This is a genomic window from Streptomyces sp. NPDC048106, from assembly GCF_040706415.1.
In the GTDB taxonomy this organism is placed as follows: domain Bacteria; phylum Actinomycetota; class Actinomycetes; order Streptomycetales; family Streptomycetaceae; genus Streptomyces.
The window spans coordinates 127,051-151,579 of the sequence record NZ_JBEZND010000009.1 but is presented as its reverse complement, the minus strand read 5'-3'; the positions used below and the strand labels follow the sequence as shown (position 1 = coordinate 151,579).

Below are 24,529 nucleotides of genomic sequence, written 5' to 3'. Positions count from 1 at the left end.
GGAACCCCAGCTTCTCCACCAGTCGGCCTCCCGGCCGCAACTCCACCCTGCGAAAGGATCGTTGACAGATGAAGCTCACCACCGCCGTCCTGGCTGCCGGTGCTGCCGTCTCCCTCACCACCGCCGTGGTCGGAGCCGCCCGGCTCAGGCAGGACGCGCAGCACCAGACCGAGCGCAACGAGGCGGCCGTCACCCGCAACCAGCTCGACTGGCTGGCCCAGGTGTCCACCAACGCCGACCTCGCCAAGCTCTGGGCACCCGCGGACATCAACGTCGAGGAGTACATGCAGCTGCTCAACGCCAACCAGCTGATCTGCGCGCTCAGCCTCCGCGACCGCCTCGGCTTCGTCCGCGAAGGGCAACTCCCGTTCTACGCCTCGCTGATCATGAGCAGCGACGTCTGCCGGCGCTACTGGCACCGCTTCGGCGACCTCCGCGCCCGCGAGGCCGAGGGCGATGAGCGGGCCGAGCACTTCACCCGGCTGCTGGACCAGGCCGCGAAGAAACACCCGCAGACGCAGCCCGAAGCAGTCTGACCGCACCACACACCGACCTCCAGGCGTGCGACAGCTCAGGCGACTTCACCGCCCCGTCGCCGTCCGGCAGCAGACTCCGGGGCCCGTCCGGGCCTCGGCATCCCGCACCATCCATCACTCCTAGGAGGCATGCATGACCGCCATCCAGGCCGAGAGGCCGACCGCTCCCGCGCAGGCGGACCTCGTGAAGACCGACGACGACCCGTTCGGGCTCGACATCACCTTCATCGAGGGCACGCCGGCGACCGAGACGGTCCTGATGTGCAGCACGGGCGACACCTGCGGCAGCTCCTGCCCCAGCGCCTGCACCACCTCGTAAGCCGGATCACCCCGGCAACGCGGGCCGGACGGGGCTCTCCCCCGCCCGGCCCGCCCCGCCCGCCATACAGAAGATGAGGAGAGCCTGATGACACGGCACCGGCCCAGCCTGTACGAGGCCGCGGGGCAGGCCATGCTGCGCGCCGCGGTCCACACGACCGAGCCCGCCATGCCGCCCTGGCCGTCGACCGCGGCATCCGTGGACGAGTGGCGCGCGTGGCTGAGCACCGTGTGGTCCGACACCGACTTCCGCCAGAGCGTGTCGCAGGCGAGCCCTCGCTTGGCGGACCAGGTGCAGGCCATCATCGACGGCCGCACACCGAAGGTGCGCCGGATGCGCCGGGCGGCGCTGTCCACCGCCCGCTACGCGATCCGCTACGCCCGCCGTTCCACGCCTTACGGCCTGTTCGCCGGCGTCGCCCCGCTCGGCTTCGCCCAGACCACGTCCGTCCGCATCTGCGAGCAGCATCAGGCTGTGGCCCGCCCCGAGCCGGCCGGACTCGAAGAAGTGCTCAGCACCTGGGAGAGCGACGCGGCGCGCATGGCCGACGCCGAGGTCTGCGTCAACACCCTGATCCGACAGCGCGGCCAGCACATCCACGTGCCCTCCGAGGGCGACGCCGAGTTCCGCCTCACCCTCAGCCCCGCACTGCGTCTCGTCCTCGACCTGGCCCGATCGCCGATCGGATACCGCCAGTTGTCCGACAAGCTGGCCGCGGAGTTCCCCGCCGCGAGCGGCACGGCGCGCGACTGGCTGCTGGGTGAACTGCTGCGGGTTCGGCTGTTGCGTTCCTCGCTGCGCGCGCCCGCCACCGTCGCCGACCCCACCGACGCCTTACCGCCTGCAGCGCGCGCTCGGGCAGCCGGCCTGCGAACCGCGTGCGACCTGCGGCTGGACGCCGACGTGCGGCTGCCTGGCCAGGTGCTGACCGAAGTGGAGACCGCTGCGACCGTCCTGGCCCGCCTGGTCACCCATCCGAACGGGACGCCGACCTGGCGGCGGTGGATCGAGCAGTTCTCCGAGCGCTACGGCGAGAACACCGTGGTGCCGGTGGACGCGGCCACGGATCCCGACCGGGGCGTGGGCTTCCCGGCGGGGTTCGTCACGGCGAGCGAACCGCCCCGGCCGATGTCCCGGCGTGACCGCCTGCTGCTGGAGCTGGCCGGCACCGCCGCCACCGAAGGCAGCCGCACCGTCGCGCTGACCGGGGCGATGATCGAAGAACTGGAAGCAGCGGCCGGCGACAAGCCCCACGACCTGGCGCCCCACCTCGAACTGGCCGCACAGGTCCATGCCATCTCTGTTCCGGCCCTGGACCGGGGCGACTTCCAGTTGCGTGTGCTGACCGTCTCCCGCTCGGCCGGATCGATGACCGGCCGGTTCTGGCACCTGTTCCCTGGCGTCGAGGAGGCATACGCGAACCTGCCCACCGTCGATCCGGAGGCGGAACTCGCGCAGCTCTCCTTCCACGCGGGGCGGGTACCGGCCGACCTGCTCACCCGCGCGCCCCAGGCCCTATCCCGCATCGTCAGCGTCGGCGAATTCCGCCGCCCCGCCCCACACGTCCTCTTCCCCCGTGATCTGTCGGTCACCGTCGCCGACGGCCGCCCCCAGCTGGTGGAGTCCGCGACGGGCAAGCCGCTGGAGCTGCTGGCCCCCACCGCCATCAACTTCCTGTGGAACAGCTACACCCCACCGATGGCTCGCTTCCTCGGCGAGATCAGCAGGGCCACCTCCCCGCAGGTGACCTGGTTCGACTGGGGCGCCGCCTGGACCCTGCCCTTCATCCCGGCCCTCACCTACCGGCGCACCATCCTCACCGCCGCCCGGTGGAAGATCCGCAGCCGCACGCTGCCAGCCCGCACCGCACCACTCCAGCAGTGGACGGACCAACTCCACGCCTGGCGTGTCCGGTTCAGGGTGCCAGAGCGGGTCCTGCTCGCCGAGGACGACCAGCAGCTGCCCCTCGACCTCACCCGCGATGTCGACCTGGACCTCCTGCGCGCGCACCTGGACGCCAGTCCCTTCGGCATCGCCACCCTGCACGACGCGCCCCCGCCGGGCGCCGACGGGTGGATCGGCGGCCGGGCCCACAGCATCGTCGTTCCCCTGGCCAGGCGCTCATAACCATGACGACCGTGCCCCGTACGCAGGACCTTTCCGAGGGCGCCCTGGGGATGGCTCTGCTCGACATCGAGCGCCATGACCTGTCCACCGCCCGCCGCCACCTCACCCAGGCCACCGCCCGCGGGGTCAGCACCGGAAGCAACGCCAGTCTCTTCCACGGCGCACCCGCCCTGGAATTCGTCCTGACCCGCGCCCACGGGGCCAGCGACGACGTCCGCGCGGCCGTCGACCGCGTCGTGGACGCCCGGCTCGCCGCCGCCCACCGCCGCCAGGCCGCTGGCGCTCTGCCCCACCTGGCCGAATGGGACCTCATCCGCGGCCTGACCGGGCTCGCCGCGCTGCTGCTGTCCCGTCGCCCGACCGCGCCCCGGCTGCCCGACGTACTCGCCTGCCTCGTCGCGCTCGCCCACCCCACCCGCGACGACGGCCGAATCCTGCCCGGGTGGTGGTCGCCGGTCGGCCCGGACGGGAAAGAGATGGCCGGCGGGCACGGCAACAACGGCATGGCCCACGGCATCGCAGGGCCCCTGGCCGTGCTCTCCCTCGCCCTGCGCGCCGGCGTCAGCGTCCCCGGCCAGGAGGAGGCAGTCGGCACGTTCGCGACCTGGCTCGACCGGCACGGCGCCCACTACTGGTCCACGGCAGCACACCTGAACGCCGAGCAGCCGCCAGAGGCGGAACGGGCCCGCCAGTCCTGGTGCTACGGCCAGCCCGGCATCGCCCGCGCCCAACAGCTCGCCGCGCTCGCCCTCGGCGACCCCGCCCGCCGCCAGGCGGCCGAGAACACCGTCGAGACCATCCTGACCGATCCGCTGCGGCTCGCCCGTATCACCGACTCGACCCTCTGCCACGGCTGGGCCGGTCTGCTGACGCTCACCCGCGCGGTCGCCGCCGACAGCCCCAGCCCTGCGCGCTTCACCTCGATCATCCAGGACCTGCACCGACGGCTGGCTGCCGACTGGGAGCACCTGCCCAAGCCGGGCTTCATGGAAGGCCGTGGCGGAGCCCAACTCGCCCTGGACGCCACCGATACCACCGGCTGGACCCGCGTCCTGCTGATCACCTGACCACCATCTTGCCGCTTCGCAAGGAGTTCCCTGCCCATGACCTTCGACGATGAGAACCTGCCGCTCCCCGCGGACACGTCCTGGTGGCATGCCTCCGTGGCCTTCCCCGACCCGCCCGCCAACGCCGCGCGGGCCCTCGCGACCGCACTGGCCGGGCGGCGCTTCCACTTCCTGCGCAAGGACGCCGGCGTGCGCCTGCGCACCGAGCAGCCCGCCACCGGCCTGCTGGACCAGCTTGTTGCCGACCGCGTGATCACCGGCTGGACGAGCGGGATCTACGAGCCGGAGACCCATGCCTTCGGCGGCCCCGAAGGCATGCAGGTCGCACACGACGTGTTCTGCGCCGACAGCCCGGCCACGCTCGCCGAGACCGGCACCCCCGGCGCCCGCGAGCGAAGCGTGATGCTGCTGTCCGCCATGATCCGCGGGGCCCGCTTGGACCCGTTCGAAGCCGGAGACGTCTACGCCCGGTGGGCCGCCCTGCGGCCCGCCGTCGCCCCGCCCCAGGGGCACGCGCTGGAGCAAGCCGTCTCCGCGATGCGGCGGCTGATGAACGCGGACGCGGCTCTGCGCCCGGAGCCGGAGGCTGGCTGGGTCGAGCGCGTTGCCGCGTTCGAGGACGCCGGCCGCCGGCTGCGCCGACTCGCCGCCGACGGCCGACTGATACGCGGAATCCGGGGCGTCATCGCCCATCACGCGATCTTCGCGTTCAACCGCGCGGGCGTGCCTGCCCCCATGCAGGCCGCCACCGCGTGGCTCGGCCGTCACGTCGCCTTCTCCACCGGAGAAGGGGCTGACGTGTCTACCCGCAAGTCCGCCTCGGCGGACCCTAGCCTCCCTCGAATGGAGACCACCGTGACACCCGTGACCGACCCCAACCAGCTGCGCGAAGCCCTCGCCCAGCGACTCGTCGGCAGCGGCCACCTGCACAGCCAAGCGGCCATCGACGCCTTCCGCACCACCGACCGGCACGCCTTCCTGCCCGGCGTCGACCTGGAGAGCGCGTACAAGGAGGACGCGGTCCCGATCAAGCACGACGAGCACGGGGAGATGATCTCCTGTATCTCCGCGCCGTCCATCGTCGCCACCCAGCTCGAACAGCTCGGCGCCCAGCCCGGTCACAAGGTCCTGGAAGCCGGAGCCGCCACCGGCTACAACGCCGCCCTCCTCGGCAAGATCATCTCCCCCGGCGGGCAGGTCTGGACCCTCGACGTCGACCAGGACCTCGTCGCCGGCGCAAGCCAGCACCTCGCCGAAGCCGGTGTCGACAACGCCACCGCGGTGATGGCCGACGGCGCGGCCGGCCTGCCCGAGCACGCCCCCTACGACCGGATCATCTTCACCGTCGGCGCCGGCGACGTCCCCGTGAAGATCCTCGACCAGCTCGCCCCCGCAGGGCGCCTGGTCCTGCCGATGCGCATCCGCGGCAGCATCTCCCGCTCCTTCGCCTTCGAACGCGACGGAGACACGTGGAAGACCGTCTCCTGCGAGATGGCCACCTTCATCCCGCTGCGCAAGGGCGTCTGCGACGACGTGTACACCCTCGTGCCGATGACCGGCGAGGGCAACGTGCGCCTGGAGACGTTCAGCGAGCAGGACATCGACCGCGACGCTCTGCGTACCGTCCTCGACCAGCAGCAGACCAAGATCTACACCGGGGCGAAGTTCCGGCAGGGCTCCGCGTGGGAGTGGCTATACCTCTACCTGGCCTGCGTGCTGCCCAACGGCCTCTCCCGCCTCCCGGGACAGCGCCCCGGGTTCACACCGCACTTCGGATGGGGGTCCATGGCCGCCCTCGACGGCGGATCGCTCGCGTACCTGACCATCCGGGAGGGCGAGGACGAGAAGGGCCGGTACTGGGAGATCGGCGTGATCGGCCACGGCGAGAGCGGCGCCGACCTTACCGAGCGCGTCGTAAGCGAGATCCGCGCCTGGGACGCGACCGGCGGCAACGACGCTCCCGAACCGGGCTTCCGGATGGCCGTCGCCGACGCCCGTGACCGGCTGACGGCCAACGACCCGCGCTTCGTCGTCGACAAGCCCTACAGCCGACTCGTCGTCGACTGGACGCGCAAGGGCTGAGCCGATGATCCCCGCGATAGCCAGCCGCATCCCCCTGGTCCGCCGCACCAAGGCGCCCGCACTCCCCTTGAATGAGCGCATCAACCACCTCACCAGGCTGACCGTCGCACCCGCAGGTGCGAGCCATCACGACCTGGTGGCCCGCGCCTGCGGGGTCCTCAATTACGCCGCGCTCATTGCCTCCGACATCGGCCTGCCCGACCTGGCCGAGGATCTGTGCTGGCGCCAGCACCAGGTCTTCGCCAATGCCGGACGCCTTAGCGGACGGGTCGCCGTGATGTCACTGATGCCGCTCGTCAACCTCTCCCGGCTGCAGACTCGTGCCGGCCACGGCGAACTTGCCTACAGCTTGTTGCACTACCTCAACGACGCTGCCCGACACCGGAACAAGACCGACATCGACGGCCGCACCGTCGACCTCTCGGCCCTGACCGGCACGGACGAGGACCACCGCACGGTGTGCCAGGAGCTGTACGTCACCCTGCTCGTGGACGGCGCCCGCGCGCTCGCCCAAATCGGCCGGTGGACCGAGGCAGCCGACGCCATGGCCCAGCACCGCGGCATCGGCAACCGTCTCCTCGACGGCCGACAGATCAAGACCATGGCCCTGATGGAGCAGGGCCTGGACCAGCAGGCCCGCGACCTGATCGACACCACCCAGCCCACGGAGCCCTGGGAGAGAGCCATCGCCCTCCTCCTGCACGCCCACTGCCAGCCCGAAGACACCCCCGTTCCTGAACCCGACCTCGACCGCACCCTGGGAAAAGCCCTCCAGCTCCTTGCCCATCCCGATCCGCCGACCGCCGCCTTCCAGACCCGGACGGGCCTGTCAGCCCTGGAACTGGACCGCACCGGACGACATACCGCCCGCGTACTCGACTCCCTCGTCAGCGTCGCCCGACTCGACGCCTACGCCGCACGAGACGCACTGCACCACCCCGTCGCCGCGACCGCCCTGGACGACGGGGCAACAGACGCACTCAACGCAGTGATCGCCGCGGCCGGTCTGGGATCCGGCCTCCTGTCCGCCCACCACCACGAGACTCTGACAAACGCGGTCGACCACGCCGAGACAGAGCTGGAAAGCCTGCTGCAGGCCAGCCCAGATCCCAGCTAGGAGGAGGCTCCCGGGATGATCCGCCGTACTGCCCAAGCCGGTTGGCCCTTTCGGTGATTCGGCCACTTCCTGCCCGTACCCGCTCCAAGCCAGACCAGGGATCCCACGCCCTCAGGGCTCCCCCACGCACGAAACAGCGGGCTCCCCGACACGCCCGAATGACACGCGGTCGATATTGCAGCCTTTCCAGCCACACCTTCGGACCGCGTTGCAGCGTCATACGCGCGACAGGCCCCCCACTGACCAAATGCCCTCCGATCCCTCTTCAACGAAACCGAGGAACCGACCGACCGTGGCGCAGCAGCAAGCCCATCACTCCCTGTTTCCTCACCAACGGGAGGCTGTGGATATCCTGGGTAAAGCCTTGTACGACCTTCCGTGATGCTGCCTGCGGCGGCGCGCGCAAGCCGGGACAATCGGAGAAAGAACATCTGACGGAGAGGATGCGGTGAATGTCTGCGGAGCGGGTCGATGTCGCGTACACCCTGGTGAGCGACGCGGCCGGGGGCCGGGTGCTGCTGGTGCGCAACAAGGACACCTGGAGCCTGCCGGGCGGGCGGCGCGAGGCCGGGGAGACGCTCGCCGAAGCCGCGGTCCGCGAGACCAAGGAGGAGGCTGGCGTCCTCGTCGAGGCCGGCCGGGTCGTCCATGTCAGTGAGCGCATCGACGCCGCGGTGCACGACGTGTTTACCGTCTTCCGTGCCGAGTTGCTGTCCGGGGAGCCTGCGGCCGGGGGCCACGACGATGACGTGGTGGAGGCGGCCTGGGTGCCGGTGGACGAGGCCAGCGCGCTGATGCCGTGGTACCCGGATGGCGTGGCCGCGCTGCTGGCGGAGGCCAGTGCCGGCTACAGCACCAGCCGCGAATAGACGTCCGTCACAGCGGGCGGCGGGTCGCGGCGGGCAGACTGACAGCTGCGGCGTTGCCGTCCAGGGCGCGAGCGCAGACGTCGGCGGCGTGCCGTACTGCCTGCGTGGTGAGTTCCAGGTGCTCGTCGGTGTGGACGGCGGTCGGGTAGAAGATCCCCCGTACCAAAGCCCCAGCGCGAATGGCTTCGGCGAGGAACAGCGTCTTCAGCTGTGGCCCGTTGACCTGGGTGTTTCCAGTGGTCTCGAGGCCGAGGAAGCAGTCGTAGCCGGTCAGCCGGATGTGATCGGCCAGGCCCGCCTGTGCGAGCTGGGCGTCCACGGTGTGGCGGAGTTCTGCGCCGGTGGCGTGCGCGCGGGCGAGGGCGTCGGTGGTGGCGATCTCGGTGACCAGCGCGATCATGGCGGCCAGGGCCACGGCGTCGCTGCCGTGGGTGGTCGACAGCAGGAACAGCGGCGGCTGCCCCGGGAGCGGGCGGGTGTGGTCGCCGAGTTCCATCAGGTCGCGGCGGCCGGTGAGGGCGGACAGGGGGAGGCCGCCGCCGATGCCTTTGCCCCAGCAGGTCAGGTCCGGGTGCACGCCGGTGAGGGCGCGGGCGCCGCCCAGGCGGTACTTCAGCCCGGTGACGGTCTCGTCGAAGATGAGCACGGTGCCGTGCTGGGTGCACAGCTGCCGCAGCCGGGCGAAGAACGCCGGGTCGGGCGGGGTGAAGCGGACCGGTTCCAGGATGACCGCCGCCAGATCCTTGCCTTGGGTGGTGAAGAGGTACTCGATGGCGGTGGTGTCGTTGTAGGGGATGTTCAGGGTGCGGGCGGCGGGCTCTGGGTGGGTGCCGCCACAGGCGGCGGTGGTGCCGATGAACCAGTCGCCGGTGGAGAAGAACGGGTGGTCGGCGCATTTGGCGACCAGAGTGCGGCCGGTGGCGTAGCGGGCGAGTTTGAGGGCGCCGTCGACGGTGTCGGAGCCGTTCTTGGCGAACTTGACCATGTCGTCGCCGGTGGCGACCAGGCCGAGGAAGGTCTCGGCCGCCTCCAGCTCCATGGTGGTGGGCAGCTGAAAGGCGGTGCCGTGCTGCAGGGCGCGGGTGACTGCGGTGGTGACGGCGGGGTGGGCGTGGCCGAGCGGGCAGCAGGTGAGGCCGGCGAACCAGTCGGTGTAGCGGTGGCCGTCGGCGTCCCACACGAAGGCGCCCTCCCCGTGGGTGAGCAAGGGCGGGGCGGTCGCGGGCCACTGGTCGGCGGCCTTGCTGTAGGCGTGCGCCCCGGCGGGGACCAGGTGGCGTAGCCGCGCGGCGGCGGTGCGGCCGTGGGGGTGCAACTCGTGCATGACTACCGCTCCTTGCGTATCAGGTGAGTTTCAGGGACAGGCCGCCGTCGACGGTGATGACCTGCCCGGTCAGGTAGGCGGCGTCTTGGCCGAGCAGGAAGGCGGCCACGTTGGCGATGTCGGTCGGTTCGGCGAGCCGGCCGAGGGGGATGCGGCCCTGCAGCATGGCTCGGGGGAAGCCGGGATCGGCCAGCGAGCGTTCGGTCTCCACCGCGCCGGGGGCGACGGCGTTGATCCTCACTCGGGGTGCGTACGCGGCGGCCAGCGACCGGGTCAGCATCGAGGTGGCGGCCTTGGAGGCTTCGTAGGCGGCGGAGTCCGGGCCGGTGAAGGTCGCGGCGATGGAGGAGATCACCACCGCAGCGCGCATGGTCGGCTGCATGGCGGCGGCCCGCAACAGCAAGAAGGCCGCGGTGACGTTGGTGTGCAGCACGTTGTCGAAGCCAGCGGCGGTGAGCTCGTCGAGCCGGGTGGTGTCGATGACGGCTGCACAGTGCACGACCGAGTCCAGCCGCCCGTACAGGGCCACTGCCTGCCCGACGAGGCCCTCCGGCCCCCCCGGGTCGGCGAGGACCCCGGGCACGAAGACCGGACGGCGCCGCTTTGAGTCGAGGTCGGCGGCTAGCGCGTCGGCACGCTCGGGGTGATGGTGGTAGGTGGCCAGGATGCGGTGACCGTCGGCGTGCAGGCGGCGGACGACGGCCGCGCCGACGCCGCTGCTGCCGCCGACCACCAGCGTCACCGGCCCCTGGGCGCCGGTCGGGGCGGTCACGAGCGTGCCCCGGCCAGGTGGTGCCGGTCCATCCAGTCGGCGAGCAGCTTGCGGAAGCCGTCCAGCATGGCCTCATCGGGCCAGGCCGCCCCGAAGTAGGGGAAGGCAGCGAGGTATTCGATGCCCTGGTAGACGGTCAGCCGCTCCTCGAAACCGTCCGGCAACGCGGCATGGGCGGTATACCCGGCAAGGAACGCGCCGCGCAGCTGCGGGTGCGTGTCGAAGACCCACATGCCGAGCTTCACGAAGTCCCACACCGGGTCGTAGAACGCGGCGGCCTCCCAGTCCAGGAGCCCCGCAGCGTCCGGACTGTCTTTCAGCAGAAGGGTGTTGGGCAGGTAGGCGTCGCGATGGGTGAGCCGGGGCGTGATGTCGCCGTTCAGGCCGTCGATGAGCGCGGTGAGGCGGTCGGCGACCGCATAGAGGATCGGCGCTGGGAGGGCCTTGGCGTTCTCGGTCGCGGTGACCAGTCGCTGAAGGCGGGCGGTGCACGCGGCCTGCCAGGAGGGGTAGGTGACGGTGCCAGCGCAGTCCTCGGCGAACCGGGGCCCGGGTATGCGGTGCAGGGCGGCCAGGGCTTGTCCCAAAGCGCGGCCGAACTGGGAGGTTCCCTCAGTGTCGAGGCGGGCCAGGGCGGTTGAGCCGTCGGTGCCCTGGATCCAGGTCTGCACGTAGCAGGGGCGCTGGAGCGGGCCGCCGCCGTCGCCGACGGCGACCACGAGCGGCGTGGTGACCCCGCCGGCGGCAGCGATCTGCTGTGCGGCGACCTGCCGGAAGAGGTCGCACTGGTGCGGGCGCCGTATCCCGGTCTTGATCAGGTAGCGGCCCGAGGCGGTTCGTACGGTCCATGACAGGTGGCCCCAGCCACGCGAGAGCGGGGCAATGCGCTCCACGTGCTCCCCGGTGAGCTGGGTGAAGGCCACGCGGGCCAGCTCGATGGGCGGGTGGTCGGCGGCCAGGGCCGGCAGGGTCATCTCTAGCCTCCAGGGCGGTCGGAGAGTTCGGCGAGCAGGTCGGCGGAGGTCTCCAGGGCGGTCAGCGGTTGAGTCAGCCGCCACACCGGCACCTCCTGGGCCAGGGCGAGTGCCTGCTCCGGGCGCGGGTCCAGGGCAGGCAGATGCGGCTGGAGCCAGGACTCGTACGGGTCTGCGGCCGTCAGGTGAGCCGCGACCGGGGAGGCCGCGGCCTCGGCGGTGAGGCGGTGCACCTCGGGACGAGCGGTGCCACGGGCGAGCAGGACCAGGGCGGACACCTCGGTGGTCTCGGCGAGCGCGGTGCCGAGCGCGGCGGCCAGGCGGTGCGGCATCAGGTACAGCGCACGCCTCGGGCTGTCTTCCTCGGCTGCGGCGGTCAGCAGACCGGCGGTGCCTGCCAGGTGGGGCAGGACCTCGCGGCGGACCTCGACCGCACGAGGGTAGCCGCGGGCGACCACCCGGCCGTTGCCGCCCAGGTGGAGGGATGTGTCGTCGTTGGCGACCAGCACCCCAGGGTGGCGGTGCAGCGTGGCGAGGAGCGTGGTGGTCTTGCCCGCGCCCGCACCGCCGAGCAGGAGGACGCCGCCACCGTTCAGGGTGAGGACGGCGGCGTCGAGGAAGGCCGCGCCGTGGGCGGCTAGTTGGCGCCGCATCAGGGCACGCAGCAGCCGCACCAGTGGCCTCAGCCCGCCCGAAGAGGCGGGCGGGGGAAGATGAAGGGTGCGCTGAGCGGACCCGAGATACACAGCAGTCCCTGTGCGGGAGGGCACCGCCTCGCCGGCGGTGTTCCGTCCGACGTGTACGGCCCAGGTGCCCGGCGGGGCGTGGCCGGCCGGGCTGGAGGTGATCCACGGGTGGCATACGGCCGTGAGCTCGTCCAGCAGCACGTCATCGGCCTCCACGGTGACGCGGGCTCGGCCGCAGTGCAGCACGGCGGCGCTCATCGTGTGGCCCCTTCGGTGATTAGGTTGGTCAGGCGTGTGCGCTCGGCGGCGAGGTCGCGCAGCGCCGCCAGCGGGCGGGCGAGGGCGGGACCGAGGTCACGTCCGGCACGGCGCAGCGCGGTCAGGTGGGCGGGGTCGGGGAGTTGGGACAGCACCATGGCCGACCACAGTGCCCGGGTCTCCGCTGCGGTGAGCGGAGCCGCGGCGTGTCGCTGGTAGCCGGTCAGGACGGCACGGAGCAGGTGGGGCTTGAGGCGGTAGTCGCCGCTGCCGGTACGGGCGAGCATCAGCATCGCGTATGCCACGTCCGTGATCCTCGGGCGGCGGCCGACGCCGTCGAGGTCGATCACGCCCGTGATCCGCCCGCGGTGGTGCAGCAGGTTGTGGCCGTGGAAGTCCCCGTGCCCCCACACCCGGTCGGTCGTCTGCCGTAGCGCAGGGGCATGCTCGTAAAGCCGGTCCAGGTGGACCCGGTAGGCGTCCAGCAGCACGTGGTGCCCGGCTGCCACCTCGGCACAAGCCCGCCAGGTGTCCTCTGGCCCGGTCAGCCACGCGTCCCAGGTGGTCTCCGGGCCCACCACGGTGGTCGGGAGGCCGAGCTGATCGGGCAGTTGGTGGAAGTCAGCGAGCCGGGCGGCGGCCATCTCGGCCAGCTCGGCGGTCACCCGGTCCAGGGGACGGCCGGGCAGGTACTCCAGCAGCAGCCACGGCCGACCCTGCGCGTCGTACGTCCACGGCTGTCCGTCGACTGTGCGCCTCGGCACCGCGACGGGCAGGCCCCGGGTGCGGGCGGCGTGGTGGAAGCCGAGCAGGAAGGCCAGCCGCGCGGGGCGGGCATCGCGGCGCGGTCCGCGCAGCGCCCACCGGCGGCGCCCGGCGCTGTCAGTGAGCGCGACGACTTGGTTGGCGGTCGCACCGCCGCCCAGCAGCACGCCGCCGGCGGCCGGGATGGCGAAGGCGTCGCGGGCCAGCGCCACCTCCGTGTCAATGTTTGCTTTCACCGGTCACCTGCCGGGGCGAAGAAGCGGGCCAGTGGCCCGCTGGTCAGAGCAGCGGCGGCCCTGGTCAGGTATGCGGCGGTATCCGCCGTGTACGGCTCGGGCCGGGGGACTTCGGCGGCCACCGGCCCGGTGTAGCCGCCCGCTGCCAGTGCGTCGAGGGCATCGGCAAGCGGCAGACGGCCCTGGCCGGGCAGCACACGTGCCGGTCGGTCCTTCTCGGGTGCGGGTTCGGCGAGGTCGGCGAGGTGCACCCAGCCGACAGCGCCACGGGGCAGGCAGGCGATGTACTCGACCGGGTCGAACCCGGCCAGGGCGAGCGCCGCTACATCCACCAGCAGCCCGGCGTTGGCGCAACCGACCGTGCGCCAGATCCGTACGGCCTCCTCAAGGAGGGCCGGCGAGTGGATTTCGGCGTTCACTCGCAGGCCATGGCCGCTTGCCACGGTGGCGAGCCCGCCGAGCCGGGCCGCCACCATCGAGCCGCCCGCGGTCGCCGTGCGGGGGACGAACACCGACAGCCGCGGGCAGCCGACCGCGACGGCCAGGCGGCACGAGCGCTGCCACGCCTGAAGGGTCTGTGGCCACCGGTCGGGCGGGACGGTGAGGTCGGCGGGGGTGCCGGTGCCGCATGAGAGCTGCCCGACCCGGAGGCGATGGCGGGCCAGGAGGCGCACCAGCCCGGTGTGCCCGTGCCGGGAGTGGTAATGGGCGAGGGCGAAGGCGGGCACCTCCAGCACCGGGAAACCGGCCCGCCCCGCGGCCGGGACCAGTTGGTCGAGCGGCAGCCGGTACCCGGCGGTCGCCTGGTCGACTGCCGGCGTAAACACCGCAGCAGTGCGGGCCGGTTCCCTGGTCATCGCCCCACCTCCTTGTCAGTGCATCCGGTAGGAGCCGGCGAGGATGTCCGGCACACTGCCGGGCAGGGCCGCGAGGGCCTTGTCGACCAGCGGTGCCACTGCCTCCACGTCCGGGGCCGGGCCTCCGTCGGCTGCGGGTTCGACGCGCACCGCCGCGGCCCACGGATCGGTCAGCTCTCGTCCGCTCTGCCCGACCAGCAGCACCTCGGCGCCGTGCCCGAGCTCGGCGTGGATGCCGCTGGCGATCAGGTCGGCGGCCACGCAGTAGACCTTGCCGGTGTGGTAGACGGGGTTCTTGCCGGAGATGCCCTCCATGGTGAAGGGGCGCATCGCCGAGATCAGCCCGCCGTAGCGGTTGCCCCGCCCCACCAGGCCCTCGTCCCCGGTCTCGATCGAGGACCCGGTGTGGGTGAGGTACAGCTCCGGGCGCTGCTCGTCGTCGCGCGTGTTCAGCCAGATCCGCACCTGAAGATCGGGGTAGTGCTCCGCGGCGTGCCGGGCGAGTGCGGCGTGGGCCGCCTCCCGGTTGGCGACGTATGTGTCCAGGTCGGGGACATGGACGGCGATCTGCGGCACCGCGCAGGTCAGGTTCACCACCGCCCCGGAACGGTGGGCCATGACCTTGATGTCGCTGCCCAGCCAGGACGGCCGCGCGTCCCCGGCGAGGACGTGCTCGACGTCGAGGACGAGCTGCTCGGTCGGGGTGGGCGGGGAGAACGCCGCGCCGGAGGAGGTGTCGTTGCACGCCAGCTTCTTCAGCTCCGGCAGGTCGGCCAGAGACTGGGGGGCGAACCAGCGGCTGCGGACGTTCGCCGTGTTCTTCGCGCCGATGCCGCCGGGGCTGTCGCCCTGGCTGACTTCGTAGATCAGCCGCAGATCCTGCTGGATGTCCAGCATGGGGAAGCGGTCGGCGAAGAAGGTGCGGGTGGCGTCGGTGAGCATCTCGTGCACCGGGATCGGCTCGCCGGCGAACGAGCCGGAGGCGCGGCCGCAGAGCAGGACGCGGACGGGGGCGAGCATCTGCCCGCCGCCGAAGGCGACCTGGACCCGGCCCCCGAGGATGCCGGTCTTGTCGAACTGGTGGTGCAGCACCGCGCCGAAGCGCTCGTGGGTGTAGCGGGAGTAGACGGCCGAGAGGTGCTCGCCGAGTGCGTCGGCGAGGGTGTCGGGGTGGCCGTGGCCCTTGCGCTCGACGATCTCGAACGGCTCGTCCGCCCGGCGGGCGGCGGCGGGCACGTAGGTGAGGTTGCTGCGGTCCATCGCGGGAATCTCCTTGGCTCAGGCGGCCGGAACGGTGGCAAAGGCGGCGAGGTCGGTGGCGAAGGCGCACAGCTGCTGCCACTGGGAGAACAGGTCGTGCGGCGCGCGCCCGTGAGGGTCCTTGAAGAAGAACGCCAGCTCGTGAAGCGCTCCGGCGCGGCCCGTCTGGTGGGCGCGGGCGGTCAGGCGGGCCAGGTCCAGCACGAGAGGGGCGGCCAACGCGGAGTCGATGCCGGACCAGGTGAAGTCCAGGCGCATCCGGGCACCGAGGAACCCGGTGAACGTCACCAGGTCCCACGCGGTCTTCGCGTCCCCCAGGTCGGGGACCTCGTCGATGCGGACGCCACCCTCGGGCAGGTAGCCCAGCGTGGCTTCCAGCACTTCGGCCTTGCTGGCGGTCTTGGCGGCGTTCGCGCCAGGCTCGGCCAGAGTGGCGCCGTCCCCGCCGCCGAGCAAATTCACCGATGACCAGGAGCCCACCCGCAGGTTGCGGCAGGCGAACATCGGGGCCAGCACGCTCTTGACCAGCGTCTCCCCGGTCTTGCCGTCCCGGCCCGCGTACGGCACCCGCTGCCGCTCGGCGAGCTGGGACAGCGCGGGCAGCCGCGCCCCGGTCGACGGAGTGAAGTCCACGTAACCGCAGCCCGCGCTCATGGCCGCCCACGCGTACAGCGAGCTCGCCGGCAGCACCGCGTTGCCCGCCTTCAGAACGGCGGCGAGCGCGCCGGCGTCCTGGTGAGCCGGGTGCGGTGCGGCGGCCGGCTCGGTGGACGCGACGTGCACGACCACGACGCGCTCCAGGTCGTGGCGGTCGGCGAACGCGGTCAGGTCCGCGGCGATCTGTTCGGCGTCCCGGCCCGCGTGTCCGCTGGCCGGGGCAGGCCGCAGCTCACGTTCCACCTCGGTGAGGTCCTCGGCCAGGGCCTTGACGAGCCGGGCCGGGAGCACCCCGGCCTCCGCCAGGGCCTCGGCCTTCTTCTCCCACGGCACCTCGGCGACGTCGTGGCCGCCGAAGACCAGCTCGTCGACTCCGGGCAGGGCTGCCTCGGCGAAAGGCTCCAGAGCGGTCACCATGCCGCCGGTGCCGGCCAGGCCCGCCCGGATCGCCAGCGCGCCGATCACCGTGGTGGTCGCCACCGACCCGCGCGCCCCGACCAGCCACACGCCCGTACGGCCCGTGCCCGTCTTCTGTGCAGACATCCCCCACACCCCTCCATGACTCCGCGGCCCCCGCTGGGAAGGAGGCCGGTTGACGGGGCCTCAAGACAAGCGCCAACCGGGCCGGGTGCGGAATGCCCTTGTTGTTGCTGCGTGTTGCCTCACCACGACCGCCCTGGTCCCGGGTGTCAGTGGCTGCCCCTACGGTGAGCGGTGCACCGCCTCGCACTCTGTTGCTCGTCCTTCAGGGAGGCACCCCGCCGTGACGCCGCAGATGTTCACCCACCCGCTGGCCGTCCTCCGGCACACCTTCGGGCCCAAGCCGCTGACCGCCGAGCAGTACCTGCGACTGGTGGCGGTCCGTCATGCCGCCCTCGGTTACGGGGTCATGGCCACACGGCGGGAAAAGCAGAGCCGCTGGGAGAGCGGCGCTGCGACCCCCGACCTCCCGGCTCGGCTCGCCATCGCCGACCTGCACCGCATCCCGGCCGAAGCCGTGCACACCCTGCCCTGGCCCGACTGGTTGCTCCTGGCCCTCGATAACCGCTCGGTCATTGACTTACCGTGGACGCAGGCGGGCATGCTCCATGCCCTGGCGGACACCGCTCGCGGAGGGCCCATGGACCGACGTGCGTTCCTCATCGCCACCGGCGCCACCCTCACCGGCGCCGCCGACCACTTCCTCGCCTCCCTCGGACACCCAGCCCCCACCGCGACCACCGGCCGACTGACCGTCACCCCGGCCATGGTCGACCACCTCGAACAGCGCCTCGACCACCTGCGGCACCTCGACGACAGCCGGGGCGGCGGCAGCCTGCGCACCCTCGCCACCGAGGAACTCAAGCACACCACCAGCCTGCTGGACGACGCCCGCTACACCAGCACGGTCGGCACCCGACTCCACTCCGCCGTCGCCGAAGGCGCCCGGCTGTGCGGCTGGCTGTCCTTCGACTCCGGCCACCACGCCGCCGCCCAGCGCTACTATCTCACCGCCCTGCGCGCCGCAGCAGCCGCAGACGACCACGCCACCGGCGCCAACACCCTGGCATTCATGGCCATCCAGACCTACTCCACCGGCAACCCAGCCGACGCCGTCGACCTCGTCCAGATCGCGCAGAACGCTGTCGGCCCAGGCGGCACCCCACGCGTAAAGGCGATGCTCCATGCCCGCATCGCCCGCGCCTACGCCAAGACCGGCCAGACCAAACAGTGCGCCCGCGCCCTGAACGCCGCCTACGACGCCCACGCCCAAGGCCCACACGACGACGACCCAGCCTGGTCCTACTGGCTCTCAACCGGCGAGCTGGAAAACCTCTCAGGGTCGTGCGCACTGGATCTCGGCGACCCCGCCCGCGCCCTGCGCCACTTCGACGCCGCCCTGGCCGCCGCCTACGACCAGGAGGGCTACCACCGCGACCACGCCCTCTACCTCACCCGCACCGCCGAGGCCCACCTCGCCCAGGGCGACGTCGAACACGCCTGCGCCAGCGCCTCCCGGGCCGTCACCCTGCTCGGCGGCGTAGCCTCCGCCCGCAGCTCCTCCACCCTGAGCAGCTTCCGCGGCAAACTCGCCCCCCACCGCGAAGCACCGGCCGCCCGCGACTTCCTCGCCTCCCTCGCCACCTGACCGAAGCGTGGATACCCGCGGCCGCCCACCCGGCCTGCTTCCGCAGCCAGGTGCGGGTCCATCTCCGCCTCCACGGCGGCCTGCATCAGGTACTGGGCCAGCTCGGGCAGGGACCCCGCCCTCACCCATCAGCCTCAACCCGCCCTCGGCGGACTTCTCAGCCGCCAGCGCGGCCAACTCCTCCAGCAACTCGGCGGACAGACCGTTCGCGGATACCGGCATCGACTTCACGTCGGCACCCTCGAACCCCTCGGCAAAGCCGGCAAGCGACACGCCGCCGCTCGTCCCGATCGTGTGATCCGTCATCGTTCCCATCAGGTGACTCCTTCGTGGAGACTCAAACCTGATTCATGACACTCCCTCGACTCACAACCGGGTTCCCATGGTTCAGAATGCCTGGATTGGCAATTCGAACAATGGCATCAGGTCTTCCGCCAAGGCGAGCAGGAGACGGTCCGAGTACGCCGGTCCGACGAGCTGCACGCTGATCGGCAGCCCTTCCGCGGTCCGCGCAACGGGTACGACCAGGCTGGGCAGACCGATGTGGCTGGTGAGGTTGGCCCAGCTGGCCTGGTCGAAGAAGCTCCGCTCGGCGCCGTCGACCGTGAGAGTGCGGCCACCGGCGGGGAGCGCGGGGGTCGGGGCGGCCGGGGTGATGAGTACATCGTGCTCGACGTCGGTGAAGAACCGTTGCCACGTCTCCCGGAGCCGGAGACGTTCTTCGTTGGCCCGGAGCCAGGCGCGGTGCGTCTGGGTGCGGTGGCGGAGGAAGGCAGCCCGCGGGCTCGTGTCGTTGTCCTGGAGGCCGCGTGCGGCTGCGAGTTCGGCTGCGGCGGACTCGTCGTCGGTGGCGGCCGTCGCGGTGGCGTGGAGGAGTTGCTCGAACAGTCGGAGGGAGTCGGTGAAGCTGACGGGCCCGGTGGTGCTGCGGATCTTCATGCCAGCGGCGGCGAGGGTCTGCTCGACGGTATCGAGGGTGTGGGCCGTCGCACGGTCGATGGGGCAGCCCGGGTCTTGGGCCCACAGCGCGATGCGGAGCTGGCCGGCTTCCCGGTTCGCCGTAGGCAGCCTGATCTGCCAGGGGTTGTTCTCGGTGGGGGACGGTGTCGTCAGCGCGTCGAGTAGTAGTCCGAGGTCACGGGGGTGGCGTGCCAGGGGGCCTGGGGTGAGCATGTCGCTGCTGGTGATCCAACCCGGCGGTCTGGGGATGTGGCCGCGGGCGGGGACGAGTCCGAGCGTGGGTCGCAGGCCATAGATGCCGCAGTAGTGGGCCGGAAGCCGGAGTGAGCCGGCGAGGTCGCTGCCGAGGTCGGCGGGGGTGAGGTGGGCGGCGACGGCCGCGGCGGGGCCACCGGAGGAGCCGCCGGCGGTGCGGGTCGGGTCGTGCGGGTTGAGTGTGGGTCCGAACAGGCTGTTGTCGGTGTGCAGGTCCTGGCAGTAGGCGGGCGTGTTGGTCTTGCCCATGATCACGGCTCCTTGATGGCGGAGCCGTGCGACTGCGTCGGCGTCACGTGCGGGGACGTGATGCGCCAGTTCCTCGGCCCCGCTGGTGGTGCGGAGGCCAGCCGTCTCGAAGCTGTCCTTGATCGTGACCGGGAGGCCGTCGAGGGCGCCGATAGTCTTGTTGTGGGCGCGGCGTTCGTCTGCCGCGTGCGCGGCGTCACGGGCCGTGTCGTCGCGCGTGATGACGGCGTTGACGTGGCTGGCGGCGATCCTGTCGAGGTGGAGGTCGAGCAGTTCGCGGCTGGAGATTTCTCGACAGTCCAGCGCCTGGAGCTGGACGTACGCGGGCTGGTGGATGAGGTCAGTGGTCATGCGGGTACTCGCTCAAGGTCGTGGGCTCGCACGGGGTGGCGGGGCAGGTGGCGGGCGACGTCGAGTAGGGCGTCGACGTCGCCCATCGGCCGGTTGGTCTGCCGGTCAGCATCGGCGAACTCTGTGAGCTGGTCGGCAGCGGGGCGGTTCCCCTCGGCTCGGGCTGCGATGCCGGCCAGGATCTGGTCGGCCGTGACCGCGGCCGCAAGCTCCTGGCCACGTAGCCCCCGGGCTCGGTGGTGGGCTTCGCTGGTCTCGCGGACCGCGGCATCAAGGTACTGGCGGATTACGAACCGTCCGTCCCGGATTTCGATCGCGCGCCGGTAGAGCTTGATGGCGATGCCTCGGAATCGACGCCGCTGGGCCGGAGCAACTCGGTCGATCGGCAGTTCGATCTCGGGCGCCTCGCTGTAGAACGCCAGCCACAGCGGGCGCAGGCCGTAGTAGCTGCGGTACTGCTTGATCCGGTATCGGACGCTCTGGGCCTGGTCGCTGATCGTGGGCACGAGCCAGCCGATCAGTGTGAGCATGGCGCCGACATCGCCGCAGGTCCAGGCGAAGCCCTCCCATTCTGCGAGGGAGGTGTTGAAGGCGCCGGCGATCACGTCGCCGATGCGGACGGCGCTGTATCCGAGCGTGATGGTCGCACCGAGGGCGACGATGCGCAGGCCGACGCGGACGGACCCGCGGGCACTGCGGCGGGCCAGGCGCCAGCAGGCGCGGGCGAGGAAGACTTCGCCGATGGTATAGGCCGTGACGTAGAGGGTGAGGTACGCGGCGTACCAGCTGTCGTGCGCGTAGTAGAGCGTGAAGTCGATCGGATGCGGCGCCCTGGGCGTCAGCAGGGCGAACAGCACCAGCAGCCCGGCGATCACCGCGAAGCCGGCGCCGAGCCAGCGGCGACTGCGCCGACGGGCGGCCTCGGGCGGAAATCCCCAGTAGGTGAGGACCACCTGCTGGCAGGCCAGGAGCGCGACCACGCAGCCCTGCGCGAGGGGCACGGCGATGTTGACGGTGCCGAGCACCCGGTCGAGGTAGTCCCACATCGGCGTGATGGAGAACAGGAACGAGAGCCCTGACAGCAAGAAGACGGCGGCCAGCGCGGCCGAGGCGGGGTCGCGGCGCCGGGTGGGCACGTCCCGCAAAAGGCAGAGGAAGCCGAGCGTCGCGACGACGAGGCTGATCGGGTGGAGCAGGTCCTTCACGGCCGGGCCTCCCGTCGGCGCAGCAGCGTGTGCGTGACCCGGTCCTGCACGTCGTCGCCGGAGGACTCGTCGCTGCGCAGCCACCGGTCGATGATCTGGCGCTGGAGCAGCGAGGCGAGCTGTTCGGTGTCCCGCTCCTCGTCCTCGTCGTACTTGGTGCGCCCCAGCATCATCTGCACGGTGGCCGAGCCGACGCTGGTGAAGACCGTGGAGGTGAGCGCGGACGCCGGCCGGTTCTCGTGATGGCCGAGCAGCAGGTGGCTGAACTCGTGGGCGATGATGTGGTCCTGGTGCAGGACGCTGGTCCGCGGGTCGTAGAACACGTGGACGGCACTCTCCGTGACGGCGCACGCCCCGCACACGGAGGGCGCCTGCTCCCGGGGCACTAGGACCACCTTCCGTCCCGTACGGCGTGAGACCTCGTCGCCGAGATCGCGGATATTGGTGACGGGTGGGAGCTTCAGCTCGGCCAAGAGGTCAGGCCGGCGCAGCCTACGTGCGGACCACATTGTTTTTCCTTGATCACTTACTGAACACGGGCGCTCTATGCGCCAGTTGAGGGCGGCAACCCTTCGGATTTTCGTACACTCTCGACGATCCCCAGCACGGCATCTTTCCCGTCTGCGGAGACGTCGGATAGACGAAGAAGAACGTTCTTGATCTTTGCGTCGCGAAGCAGCGCGAGCAACTCCAGTTCCTGCACCGTCTTTTCGGCGACGACATCATCGAACCAGTAAGCGGGATCCACTCCGAAAAACCCTGCGAGCGCTTCGAGATGACGCTTCGTCGGGTTATCGCGTTGCCCGGTCCGCAAGAGCCACAGGTACTGCGCCGACAACTTGCCCAGCCCGCGCTTCTCCACGAGTTCGGCCACTTCGGCGTTGCTGAAGGGGCCGCGGTCGGGCGGGTGCACCGTGTCGAACAGGCGATTAAGGCGGTCCATGAGCCTCTTGGGGTTCACCTGACCTTCGGTCGACTCTCTCATGATCCTTTCCTGGGTGGACTTCGTCGTCACTTCAATGACCCTACCCCGCCATAAACGCCAGTTGACGGCATGATCCCGCGTATGAAAAGTTCTTCCCCACCAGCACGTATCCGTGTGGCGCATGCCGACCGCTTCAGGTCGGCCTGTCCGTTTGTACCGGCAGGAGCACGCCGGGCGACGTGGCGCAAGCCACATTCACCCAGCGACATACATCACGTCTGGCACGCAGTATTTGATCTTCGATCGGAAAGCGCGGAGGCGACCACAGAAACACTCCATTCACATCGCATTTCCGCCAGCCATCCACCAATTCGGACACAACGACACGCTCCCGACGTTCAAGGTAACCGCGGCAATGGCGCGCTTCGGCGCAAGGAAGTCGCACCGTATCGCGCCGTACAGGTGGCCGCGGCACGCGCTCATCGTGACTCTCTGCAACTAGTACAGAGTTTAAGAACCAAGTCTGGATCTTGACGCGGGTCCGTGCGTATGTTCGTCGTCCCCGGGCAGCCGCCCGCCGCGACGAACATGAGGAGAGCGCGAGCACGGACCGGACCGCGAAGGTCCACAAACAGCGACGGCGCCCGGGAGCGGTAACTCACGGACGCCGAACGCTAAGCGGCAACCCGCCCCGGCAAGGGCGGGGATTGCCCACCATCACCACGCTGAGTCCTTCCGACGGGCGCACCAGCGTGGCAACACTGCAAAGGGGAGTATCGCATGCCTCCTGCCCTGCGCAAAAGGCTCTTCCGCCGGGCCTGCGCCGCAGCCGCCTCCGTCTCGGCGCCTCAGCGCCCCGAGCCGGACCGCACCATCCTGGCCCCGGCGAGCCGCCGGACCCGCCCGCTCGTCGGGAGCGGCCGATGAGCAGCGAAGCCCGCGAGTGGGTGTGGGAGCACAGCTCCAGCCGAGGGGCCGCGCGCCTGGTCCTCCTGTCGATCGCCGACCGGGTGGCCGACGACCAGTGCATCTCCTGGGCCTCGCTGTCCAGCCTGGCCAAACGCACCCGCGCCTCGGTCTCCACGGTGCGCGAAGCCATCGAGCGCCTGCTCCTGGCCGGCGAGTTGGAGCAGCTCGACGACCTCGTCGGCCCACAGCGCAGCACGGTCTACCGCATGCCTCTCGCTGCCGAAGCTGTCACCCAGGGCCAGCGCGAGCAGCAGGAGGAGGCAGACGGCGACGCGGCGGCGGCAAACGAGCCCGCCGGTCCCGCGAAGCTCCGGCTCTCGGCTCTGCGGCGGTACGGGATCCGCCCGCGTGAGGTGCCGGAATCCCCTGCGAGGGTCCGGAAACCGGCAGTACCGGAAACCGGCAGGTCGAGGCGGAAACCGGCACAGCGGCGTACCGGCCACCGACACAGCGATGTACCGGCCACCGGCACACAGAACCGTAGTGAACCTGATTTGAACCGGAGGTACAGCAGTGGTGGTGCTGCCGTCCTCTCGGCTGCCGAGTGGCAGGTCGACCCCGCCACCCACACCTGGGCCCGCCAGCAGGGACACCTCGACCGCCTCGGCGAGCAGGGCCTGCGGGCCGCCGACGCGAAGTGGCGTGCCCACCGGGCAGGCCACGCACCGAGGCCGGCGGAAGCCTGGGCTGCCGACTGGCGCTCCTGGATCGCCCGGGAGCACGCCCCCAGCCGCCCGAACCTCTACGCCGTGCCCGGCCAGAACACCGCCGCGCTGGGGGGCATGACGCGGACGGAGGCCCACACCGCCGCCCTGCTGGCTGCCCTCGACGAGCCGACCGGAACGGAGGGCTGACCGTGGACCGCCGCGAAATCGCCGCCCTGCTGGCCTACATCGGCCGGCTCGACCCCCGCCTCATCCGGACGACCGAACGCGAGGCGGCCGACCAACTCGCCCAGTGGCACGAGTTGCTCGACGACGTGCCGATGGCCACCCCGCACGGCTGGGACGTCCGCGTCGCCGCCCGCCAGCACATCCGCACCTCGCCGTACCAGATCCTGCCCGCGGACCTGGCCCGTCCCTGGGAGACCTACCGGCGCGACCGCCTGGCCCGGCACTCCGACCCGACGCCGTCCGTCGACCCCGACGACCAGGCCGCATGGACCGCCGAGCTGGCCGGCACCCGCCGCGCCGTCGCCGCCGGCACCGCCCAGCCCGCGCAGGCCCGAGCGATCACCAGCGGTCGCGACGGGATCGGCCCGAAGCTGAAGGCGCGGCTGCGGGAGATCGGCTCCTGCATACCGCCCGCCGCTCGCGCAGCCCTCGCGCCCTACCGGCCCGCCCGCGCAGCCCGCGAGGCCGCCGTCGCGCAGGGAATGCCCGACGCGCTGAGCGTGCGGTGCGAGTGGTGCCTGGCCCAGCCCGGCGAGCCGTGCCGCCGCCGGCGGATCGGTCCCGACGGTGGTGCTCATGGAACCGCCCCGCGCGCGACCCCGCACCCCGGCCGACTCGACCTCGCCGCCGCCCAGCAGGCCCAGCGCACCGAGCAGGTCCAGCAGCCCGCCCTGGCCTGACGGGCGCA

22 protein-coding genes are annotated in these 24,529 nt (G+C 71.4%); 10 read left to right on the top strand and 12 right to left on the bottom strand.

What is annotated here, in order from left to right:
• Positions 1-68 precede the first annotated feature (68 nt).
• The 7 genes from AB0927_RS12235 to AB0927_RS12205 all read left to right on the top strand — a co-directional run bounded on the left by AB0927_RS12235 (position 69) and on the right by AB0927_RS12205 (position 8,117).
• Positions 69-536 carry a DUF6082 family protein gene (locus tag AB0927_RS12235; RefSeq protein WP_366667486.1) on the top strand — a complete coding sequence of 156 codons (468 nt, stop codon included), beginning with the start codon at positions 69-71 and terminating at the stop codon, positions 534-536.
• Between the two features lie 133 nt (positions 537-669).
• A complete protein-coding gene (locus AB0927_RS12230) occupies positions 670-855 on the top strand; it encodes an FxLD family lanthipeptide (protein ID WP_067230160.1) in 186 nt (61 codons plus the stop codon).
• Between the two features lie 87 nt (positions 856-942).
• A complete protein-coding gene (locus AB0927_RS12225) occupies positions 943-2,982 on the top strand; it encodes a lantibiotic dehydratase family protein (protein WP_366667485.1) in 2,040 nt (679 codons plus the stop codon).
• A gap of 2 nt (positions 2,983-2,984) precedes the next feature.
• Positions 2,985-4,049: a lanthionine synthetase C family protein gene (locus AB0927_RS12220; protein WP_366667484.1), complete on the top strand. Its 1,065-nt coding sequence runs from the start codon at positions 2,985-2,987 to the stop codon at positions 4,047-4,049.
• A 36-nt stretch (positions 4,050-4,085) separates the two neighbouring features.
• On the top strand, positions 4,086-6,131 hold the full coding sequence (fxlM, locus tag AB0927_RS12215; RefSeq protein ID WP_366667483.1) for a methyltransferase, FxLD system: 2,046 nt from the start codon (positions 4,086-4,088) through the stop codon (positions 6,129-6,131).
• A gap of 4 nt (positions 6,132-6,135) precedes the next feature.
• On the top strand, positions 6,136-7,248 hold the full coding sequence (locus AB0927_RS12210; protein ID WP_366667482.1) for a hypothetical protein: 1,113 nt from the start codon (positions 6,136-6,138) through the stop codon (positions 7,246-7,248).
• 452 nt (positions 7,249-7,700) lie between these two features.
• Complete coding sequence (locus tag AB0927_RS12205) at positions 7,701-8,117, top strand: NUDIX domain-containing protein (protein ID WP_366667481.1); 417 nt, start codon at positions 7,701-7,703, stop codon at positions 8,115-8,117.
• A 7-nt stretch (positions 8,118-8,124) separates the two neighbouring features.
• Here the strand turns inward: AB0927_RS12205 and AB0927_RS12200 are convergent, their stop codons facing one another.
• From AB0927_RS12200 to AB0927_RS12165, 8 genes are read right to left on the bottom strand one after another with little or no spacing between them, the layout of a single operon-like run.
• On the bottom strand, positions 8,125-9,441 hold the full coding sequence (locus tag AB0927_RS12200) for an aminotransferase class III-fold pyridoxal phosphate-dependent enzyme (protein WP_366667480.1): 1,317 nt from the start codon (positions 9,439-9,441) through the stop codon (positions 8,125-8,127).
• Positions 9,442-9,460: 19 nt separating this feature from the next.
• The gene (locus AB0927_RS12195; RefSeq protein WP_366667479.1) at positions 9,461-10,213 is read right to left on the bottom strand and encodes an SDR family oxidoreductase; all 753 of its coding nucleotides are present in this window, start codon (positions 10,211-10,213) and stop codon (positions 9,461-9,463) included.
• Positions 10,210-11,187: an aminoglycoside phosphotransferase family protein gene (locus AB0927_RS12190; protein ID WP_366667478.1), complete on the bottom strand. Its 978-nt coding sequence runs from the start codon at positions 11,185-11,187 to the stop codon at positions 10,210-10,212. The genes AB0927_RS12195 and AB0927_RS12190 overlap by 4 nt, the downstream gene beginning before the upstream one ends.
• A gap of 2 nt (positions 11,188-11,189) precedes the next feature.
• A complete protein-coding gene (locus AB0927_RS12185) occupies positions 11,190-12,131 on the bottom strand; it encodes a hypothetical protein (protein WP_366667477.1) in 942 nt (313 codons plus the stop codon).
• Positions 12,128-13,132: a phosphotransferase gene (locus tag AB0927_RS12180; protein WP_366667476.1), complete on the bottom strand. Its 1,005-nt coding sequence runs from the start codon at positions 13,130-13,132 to the stop codon at positions 12,128-12,130. Before AB0927_RS12180 ends, AB0927_RS12185 begins: the two co-directional genes overlap by 4 nt.
• Positions 13,129-13,989, bottom strand: coding sequence for a sugar phosphate isomerase/epimerase (locus AB0927_RS12175; RefSeq protein WP_366667475.1), 861 nt, complete (start codon positions 13,987-13,989; stop codon positions 13,129-13,131). Before AB0927_RS12175 ends, AB0927_RS12180 begins: the two co-directional genes overlap by 4 nt.
• Before the next feature lie 15 nt (positions 13,990-14,004).
• Entirely contained in the window at positions 14,005-15,249 is a 1,245-nt protein-coding gene (locus tag AB0927_RS12170; protein WP_366667474.1) for a methionine adenosyltransferase, read from the bottom strand.
• Between the two features lie 18 nt (positions 15,250-15,267).
• Positions 15,268-16,449, bottom strand: coding sequence for an inositol-3-phosphate synthase (locus AB0927_RS12165; RefSeq protein WP_366667473.1), 1,182 nt, complete (start codon positions 16,447-16,449; stop codon positions 15,268-15,270).
• 220 nt (positions 16,450-16,669) lie between these two features.
• Here AB0927_RS12165 and AB0927_RS12160 point away from each other — a divergent pair, with 220 nt between their 5' ends.
• A complete protein-coding gene (locus AB0927_RS12160; RefSeq protein WP_366667472.1) occupies positions 16,670-18,034 on the top strand; it encodes a transcriptional regulator in 1,365 nt (454 codons plus the stop codon).
• Positions 18,035-18,421: 387 nt separating this feature from the next.
• On the opposite strand, the gene AB0927_RS12155 is transcribed toward AB0927_RS12160, so the two are convergent.
• The 4 genes from AB0927_RS12155 to AB0927_RS12140 are packed head-to-tail and all read right to left on the bottom strand — an operon-like array spanning position 18,422 to position 22,069.
• Positions 18,422-19,849, bottom strand: a complete 1,428-nt coding sequence (locus tag AB0927_RS12155; protein WP_366667471.1) for an amidase family protein — start codon at positions 19,847-19,849, stop codon at positions 18,422-18,424.
• A complete protein-coding gene (locus tag AB0927_RS12150; protein ID WP_366667470.1) occupies positions 19,846-21,054 on the bottom strand; it encodes an MAB_1171c family putative transporter in 1,209 nt (402 codons plus the stop codon). The genes AB0927_RS12155 and AB0927_RS12150 overlap by 4 nt, the downstream gene beginning before the upstream one ends.
• The gene (locus AB0927_RS12145) at positions 21,051-21,563 is read right to left on the bottom strand and encodes a hypothetical protein (protein WP_366667469.1); all 513 of its coding nucleotides are present in this window, start codon (positions 21,561-21,563) and stop codon (positions 21,051-21,053) included. The genes AB0927_RS12150 and AB0927_RS12145 overlap by 4 nt, the downstream gene beginning before the upstream one ends.
• Before the next feature lie 35 nt (positions 21,564-21,598).
• Entirely contained in the window at positions 21,599-22,069 is a 471-nt protein-coding gene (locus tag AB0927_RS12140) for an XRE family transcriptional regulator (RefSeq protein ID WP_366667468.1), read from the bottom strand.
• Positions 22,070-22,902: 833 nt separating this feature from the next.
• Here AB0927_RS12140 and AB0927_RS12135 point away from each other — a divergent pair.
• Together AB0927_RS12135 and AB0927_RS12130 are read left to right on the top strand one after the other, a co-directional pair.
• Positions 22,903-23,802: a helix-turn-helix domain-containing protein gene (locus AB0927_RS12135; protein ID WP_366667467.1), complete on the top strand. Its 900-nt coding sequence runs from the start codon at positions 22,903-22,905 to the stop codon at positions 23,800-23,802.
• Positions 23,803-23,804: 2 nt separating this feature from the next.
• On the top strand, positions 23,805-24,521 hold the full coding sequence (locus tag AB0927_RS12130) for a hypothetical protein (RefSeq protein WP_366667466.1): 717 nt from the start codon (positions 23,805-23,807) through the stop codon (positions 24,519-24,521).
• Positions 24,522-24,529: the final 8 nt, after the last annotated feature.

What these genes read in the sequence shown, in the direction of transcription:
- AB0927_RS12190 (WP_366667478.1), bottom strand. Translation starts at nt 11,187, where the DNA reads ATGACCCTGCCGGCCCTGGCCGCCGACCACCCGCCCATCGAGCTGGCC.
- AB0927_RS12210 (WP_366667482.1), top strand. Translation starts at nt 6,136, where the DNA reads ATGATCCCCGCGATAGCCAGCCGCATCCCCCTGGTCCGCCGCACCAAG.
- AB0927_RS12165 (WP_366667473.1), bottom strand. Translation starts at nt 16,449, where the DNA reads ATGTCTGCACAGAAGACGGGCACGGGCCGTACGGGCGTGTGGCTGGTC.
- AB0927_RS12235 (WP_366667486.1), top strand. Translation starts at nt 69, where the DNA reads ATGAAGCTCACCACCGCCGTCCTGGCTGCCGGTGCTGCCGTCTCCCTC.
- fxlM (WP_366667483.1), top strand. Translation starts at nt 4,086, where the DNA reads ATGACCTTCGACGATGAGAACCTGCCGCTCCCCGCGGACACGTCCTGG.
- AB0927_RS12145 (WP_366667469.1), bottom strand. Translation starts at nt 21,563, where the DNA reads ATGTGGTCCGCACGTAGGCTGCGCCGGCCTGACCTCTTGGCCGAGCTG.
- AB0927_RS12170 (WP_366667474.1), bottom strand. Translation starts at nt 15,249, where the DNA reads ATGGACCGCAGCAACCTCACCTACGTGCCCGCCGCCGCCCGCCGGGCG.
- AB0927_RS12185 (WP_366667477.1), bottom strand. Translation starts at nt 12,131, where the DNA reads ATGAGCGCCGCCGTGCTGCACTGCGGCCGAGCCCGCGTCACCGTGGAG.
- AB0927_RS12225 (WP_366667485.1), top strand. Translation starts at nt 943, where the DNA reads ATGACACGGCACCGGCCCAGCCTGTACGAGGCCGCGGGGCAGGCCATG.
- AB0927_RS12200 (WP_366667480.1), bottom strand. Translation starts at nt 9,441, where the DNA reads ATGCACGAGTTGCACCCCCACGGCCGCACCGCCGCCGCGCGGCTACGC.
- AB0927_RS12155 (WP_366667471.1), bottom strand. Translation starts at nt 19,849, where the DNA reads ATGACCACTGACCTCATCCACCAGCCCGCGTACGTCCAGCTCCAGGCG.
- AB0927_RS12230 (WP_067230160.1), top strand. Translation starts at nt 670, where the DNA reads ATGACCGCCATCCAGGCCGAGAGGCCGACCGCTCCCGCGCAGGCGGAC.
- AB0927_RS12135 (WP_366667467.1), top strand. Translation starts at nt 22,903, where the DNA reads ATGAGCAGCGAAGCCCGCGAGTGGGTGTGGGAGCACAGCTCCAGCCGA.
- AB0927_RS12220 (WP_366667484.1), top strand. Translation starts at nt 2,985, where the DNA reads ATGACGACCGTGCCCCGTACGCAGGACCTTTCCGAGGGCGCCCTGGGG.
- AB0927_RS12205 (WP_366667481.1), top strand. Translation starts at nt 7,701, where the DNA reads ATGTCTGCGGAGCGGGTCGATGTCGCGTACACCCTGGTGAGCGACGCG.
- AB0927_RS12175 (WP_366667475.1), bottom strand. Translation starts at nt 13,989, where the DNA reads ATGACCAGGGAACCGGCCCGCACTGCTGCGGTGTTTACGCCGGCAGTC.